The 259-nt window shown below is 44.4% G+C and carries 1 pseudogene; it reads right to left on the reverse strand.

The window, feature by feature from the left end:
- Window positions 1–259: pseudogene (locus BBG47_RS30355) on the reverse strand (IS110 family RNA-guided transposase); the annotation flags it as partial.

Here is a 259-nt window from a genome sequence, read left to right on the forward strand (position 1 = left end):
GCCACTATAGCCGCTGCAAGCTTTTCTCCAATCCCAGGAATGGATTTCAATAAATCCACTTCTGGTAGCTGAACAGATATCTCCTCCATTTGCTGTTCTAACTGCTTCAATTGGGCTTGAAGTGTTAGAAGCAGCGTAATCATCCCTTTCAGCGCTTCCGTTTGAGAAGGACTTGTCCACTCTTCCTTCCACTTGCCTAATAACTCTTCTATTCGTATAGACTTCTCTCTTATCCAGCTTTGACTGCGAGATCTTCCAG

It is taken from the genome of Paenibacillus sp. KS1, assembly GCF_001680695.1.
Lineage (GTDB): Bacteria > Bacillota > Bacilli > Paenibacillales > Paenibacillaceae > Paenibacillus_B > Paenibacillus_B suaedae.